We start from the raw sequence: 4,301 nt of genomic DNA, 5'->3' as shown, positions 1-4,301 counted from the left end.
GTCGTGACACGCGGATCGAGCGTCGGCGCACGCAATGCGGCGGCGAGATCACCGTGCGGATAGCTGTCGACGAAGGCGTCAGCATAGGAAACCACGGAGCCCCAAGATCCGATGACATCGCCCCCCAGGTCGGGATTGGTCGTGCCCAGCGCCGCAAGCGCCGCGCGCAGTTCCTCGCCGGTGCCAGCATTGGCAACCACGGCGTCGGTGGTAATGACGAAATAACCGCAGCTCCAATGCGGGACGCCATATACCGCGCCGTCGATCGTCACCGCCTGCTGCGCGAAATCATAATAGTCGCCAGCCTTGATCGTTAGCGGCTGGATCGCCTGCGCGTCTTTGAGTTTCCCGAGGATAATCGTGTCAACCTCGACCAGATCCTGATGGTCCGGGTTCTGTGCGTCCTTGAGCGCTGCGGCGGTGAGGTCATAATCGTAGGAGAGATCGCCGGCACTGGTGTTGGCCTTGTCCATTGGCCGAATTACAAGATCGATGCCGGGATTCTCCTTCTCGAACTCGTTCTCGATCCAGGTTGCGAATCCTTCCTTTTCGGGAATCCACGGAAAAAGCGAAACGCGAAGGACGAATTTCGGCCCACGAACCGCAGATCCGGCGGCACTGGCGACTGCAGGATGTTCGGTGCGTGCGGCACAGCCAACAAGAAGCAGGCTCACCGTGCAGAGCAATGCGCAAATCTTCCGCATAATTACCCCCGATCAATGTCTCAATTGTGCCCACCGAAAATACAAAACATCGCGCGTATTCCAACGTAGCACACGACAGCCTGAACTCGAACCGTAAAAGAAGAGATCGCTTCATATTGAACCAGTTTATGATCGAGCGATTTCATGATCGTATACTAACTACGGGAGAATAGCTGCCGTTCGCGACGACGGTATGCGCGATGTCAACGGACGATCACGTTCGGGATCGGCAATTTAGCCGGCTAACACCTGCCATTAGCGCGCGTAGCGGCCATCAGCGCCTGCATCGCCAAATATCTGCTTACCCCGGTAGCTCCGGGCGCCGCTCCGGTGCAGTATGGCACCAGCAAAAAAGGACCCCTCCATGCCCATCAAACGCGAAATGCTGGTACGGCGTGACGACCTCACGCAGATCGCCATCAACGAGACGATCGCGCCCGAATGCGCGGCGGGCGAGGTGTTGCTCGCGATCGAGGCGTTTGCCGTGACCGCGAACAACGTCACCTATGCGGTGGTCGGCGAGCAAGTGGGGTATTGGAACTTCTTTCCCGCGCCGGAAAGCTGGGGGATCGTGCCGGTCTGGGGCTATGCGCGGGTGATCGCGTCCGGCGTGCCGGACATCGCAATCGGGGAGCGGGTCTATGGCTATCTGCCGATGGCATCGCATGTGATCGTGCAGCCGGGCAAGATCTCGGCCGGGCTGTTCCGCGACATGGCGGCGCATCGCCAGCCGATGAGCGCGGTCTATAACCAATATCGCCGCCTCGCCGCCGACCCGGCGCACGACGCGGCGCGCGAAGACATGCGGATGCTGTTCGAGCCGCTGTTCCTGACAAGTTTCCTGATCGAGGATACGCTACGCCGCGCGGGCTGGCATGGTGCGGACAGCGTCGTGCTGACGAGTGCCTCGAGCAAGACCGCGCTTGGCACCGCTTATGTGTGCCGGGCCAATAGTCCGGCGGTGCGGCGGATCGGGCTGACGGGCGCGGCCAACGTCGCGTTCGTCGAGCGGACCGGGCTGTATGACTATGTGGTGGCGTATGATGCGCTCGGGACGCTCGACGCTGCGGGGGGCGTCGTGGTGATCGATTTCGCCGGGAATATGGCGCTGTTGCGCGCTCTCTATGCAGGCTTGTCCGGGCGGCTGGCGCAGTGTCTGCGCGTTGGCGTCACGCATCATGACGATCGCGGCGCCGGCGAAGCGCTGCCAGGGCCGAAGCCGGTGTGGTTCTTCGCGCCCGATGCAGCGACCGCGCTGATCGGCGAGATCGGTCAGGATGGCTTCAATACCGGCGTCGCGGCGCAGTGGCGCGGGTTCGTCGACACCGCCGGTGGACTGGTGCGCGTCGAGCATCAGAGCGGTATGGACGCGTTGCAGCGCGTTTGGCGCGCGCAGGTGGCGGGGCACGCCAAGCCCGAGACCGGGTTCATCGTGCGGATGTGACGCGGCGCGGTGAAGCCGCTATGGCGGCGGGCATGCGGTTCGATTTCATCAAATGCCATGGCTCGGGCAACGATTTCCCAATGATCGACGCGCGCGCGCTGACGCTCGACGATGCGGCGTGGGCGCGGGTCGCGGTGGCGCTGGCGGATCGCGCCGGGACGGTCGGTGGCGACGGGTTGCTGCTGCTCACCGCTGGCGACGCGAAACATACTTTCGGCATGCGCATGTTCAATTCGGACGGGAGCGAAGCGGAGACCTGCCTCAATGGCCTGCGTTGCGTCGCGCGCGCCGGCTTTGCGGCGCTGGGGATGGCGCGGGCGACGGTGCGATTGAAGACGTCGCGCGCCAGCGTGACGCTCGATCCGGAACTGGCGCCAGGCGTGGTGACGATCCGCGAGGTGGCGGGGCCGGTTGATCTCGACGTTGCGTCTTGGCCGATGCGGATCGGCGCAACACGGGTGGTGGATGCGGTGATCCCCGAGCTGGGCAGCCGTCGTCCGTTTACGGCGGTGGCGATCCCCAATCCGCATCTCGTCAGCTTCGTCGATTTGGTCGATGAAGCGGAGTTGGTGGCGCTGGGCACGCGGTGCGAGGCAGCGCCAGCTTGGCTCCCCAACCGCGCAAATATCTCGTTCGTCGAGGTGCGCGGGGCGGACGCGCTGTTCGTGCGCACCTTCGAACGCGGGGTCGGGCTGACCGACAGTTGCGGCAGCGCGATGGCGGCCTCGACCTATGCGGCGTGCCTGAGCGGTCGGTTGGCGTTCGGGGCCGAGGCTATTGTGTTCAATCGTGGCGGGCTGGTGCGGGCCGAGGCGGCCGCCGATGGGATGGTGCGGCTGTCGGGGAATGCGACCTATGACTATGCCGGGTCGGTCGAGGTGGCCGGATCGATCGCGGGCGCGGTGCGGGTGACGCAGACCTTCGCGGCGGAGACTGCGGCATGGCGGGCGGCGGTCGCGGCGATTGGCTGAGCGAGGAATTGCGGCAACCCACTGGCAAGCGTATCGTTGGGCAGGTGCAACATTTCCAGGAGAGCCTGTAATGCGTCCACTTTCGAAACTTGTCCCCGCTTTGGCATGGATTTGCCTCGCCGCAGCTACCCCGGCGGTGGCACAGACGCAGGCCGAGGAGCAGCGCTTCCAGCAGGCGCAGCAGCGCTTTAACGGAGAATTGAACGCGTTTCGCGCCGAATTCGACCGCTACCAGCAAGCCCGCGCCCGCGGCTATCGCGATCCGCGCGGCGGCTCGTACGACGATTCGCGCTATACCGATCCGCGCTATGACGATCGTGATGAGGCCGGATATGATGCATCGCGCTACTATCGCAATGACCCCCGCTATCAAGAACGCGTTCTTTCAAGTAATGACCGTGTATATCGCGGCAGTGATGAGCAATATTACTGCCGTCGCAATGACGGCACGACTGGACTTATTGTTGGAGCGGTTGGGGGTGGTTTGTTGGGGAATGTCATCGATGGCGGGCATTCGCGCGGCGTCGGGACGATCCTGGGTGCGCTGGCGGGCGGGCTGGTCGGGCGGAGCGTCGAACGCGAGAATGCGCAAGTGCGCTGTCGGTAAACGCGGAACGGGCCGGGCAATCCGCCCGGCCCGTCAGTGATTGTCGCGGCGGAACGCCTCGATCATCCGCGCGGTGATATAGCCGCCGAGCGCGACCTGGGTTTCCTCCTCCCAGCCCGAATTGTGATCGTCGGGCCCGCGTGCGTCGAGCAAGCAGCGGATCTTCGCAAAATCGATCATCGCCGCGAGGCTTGGCGAGCGTTCGAGCCGCGTAAGGTCGTCGCGCAGACGCGGCTTGATCCGCGTCACCATCGCCTGAAAATCCGGAATCTCGTCATCGTTGACGCGGCTGCGCGTCTGGAATTCGGCGGGGTAGACATCGGCCAGCGCGCGGCACGCGAGATAGCGGTTGCGCCCGTCACGCAGATACAGGTCCTCGGGGATGGCAAGCGCGAGTTCGACCACGCGCTGGTCGTGAAACGGTCGCGTCAGGGTAAGGCCATGACGCGCCGCGAGATCACCCCCGCCGTCGCCCGCGACCACCCGGTCGAGCATGTGCGCGAGCGTGCCGCGCAGGTCGGTCTGGTCGCGCTCCGCCGTGCGCAAGCGGGTCGGATCGACCACACCATCGGCGA

At 64.3% G+C, this 4,301-nt stretch carries 5 protein-coding genes; 3 read left to right on the top strand and 2 right to left on the bottom strand.

Annotated features, from left to right (window positions below):
• Nucleotides 1–674: type 2 periplasmic-binding domain-containing protein (locus ABWP09_RS13765; protein ID WP_353205693.1), on the bottom strand; the 674-nt coding region annotated here is incomplete at its 3' end.
• Nucleotides 675–1,068: 394 nt separating this feature from the next.
• Here ABWP09_RS13765 and ABWP09_RS13760 point away from each other — a divergent pair.
• The 3 genes from ABWP09_RS13760 (at nt 1,069) to ABWP09_RS13750 (ending at nt 3,726) form a co-directional block, all read left to right on the top strand.
• Nucleotides 1,069–2,148, top strand: coding sequence for a DUF2855 family protein (locus tag ABWP09_RS13760; protein WP_353205692.1), 1,080 nt, complete (start codon nt 1,069–1,071; stop codon nt 2,146–2,148).
• A gap of 32 nt (nt 2,149–2,180) precedes the next feature.
• Nucleotides 2,181–3,119, top strand: a complete 939-nt coding sequence (gene dapF / locus ABWP09_RS13755; RefSeq protein ID WP_353205691.1) for a diaminopimelate epimerase — start codon at nt 2,181–2,183, stop codon at nt 3,117–3,119.
• A 70-nt stretch (nt 3,120–3,189) separates the two neighbouring features.
• Entirely contained in the window at nt 3,190–3,726 is a 537-nt protein-coding gene (locus ABWP09_RS13750; RefSeq protein ID WP_353205690.1) for a glycine zipper 2TM domain-containing protein, read from the top strand.
• A 33-nt stretch (nt 3,727–3,759) separates the two neighbouring features.
• On the opposite strand, the gene ABWP09_RS13745 is transcribed toward ABWP09_RS13750, so the two are convergent.
• Nucleotides 3,760–4,301: asparagine synthase-related protein (locus tag ABWP09_RS13745; RefSeq protein WP_353205689.1), on the bottom strand; the 542-nt coding region annotated here is incomplete at its 5' end.

Origin of the sequence: Sphingomonas sp. (genome assembly GCF_040398505.1) — a bacterium.
Taxonomy (GTDB): domain Bacteria; phylum Pseudomonadota; class Alphaproteobacteria; order Sphingomonadales; family Sphingomonadaceae; genus Sphingomonas.
Note: the sequence above shows the minus strand (reverse complement) of the source record. Positions and strands in the feature narration are given on the sequence as shown.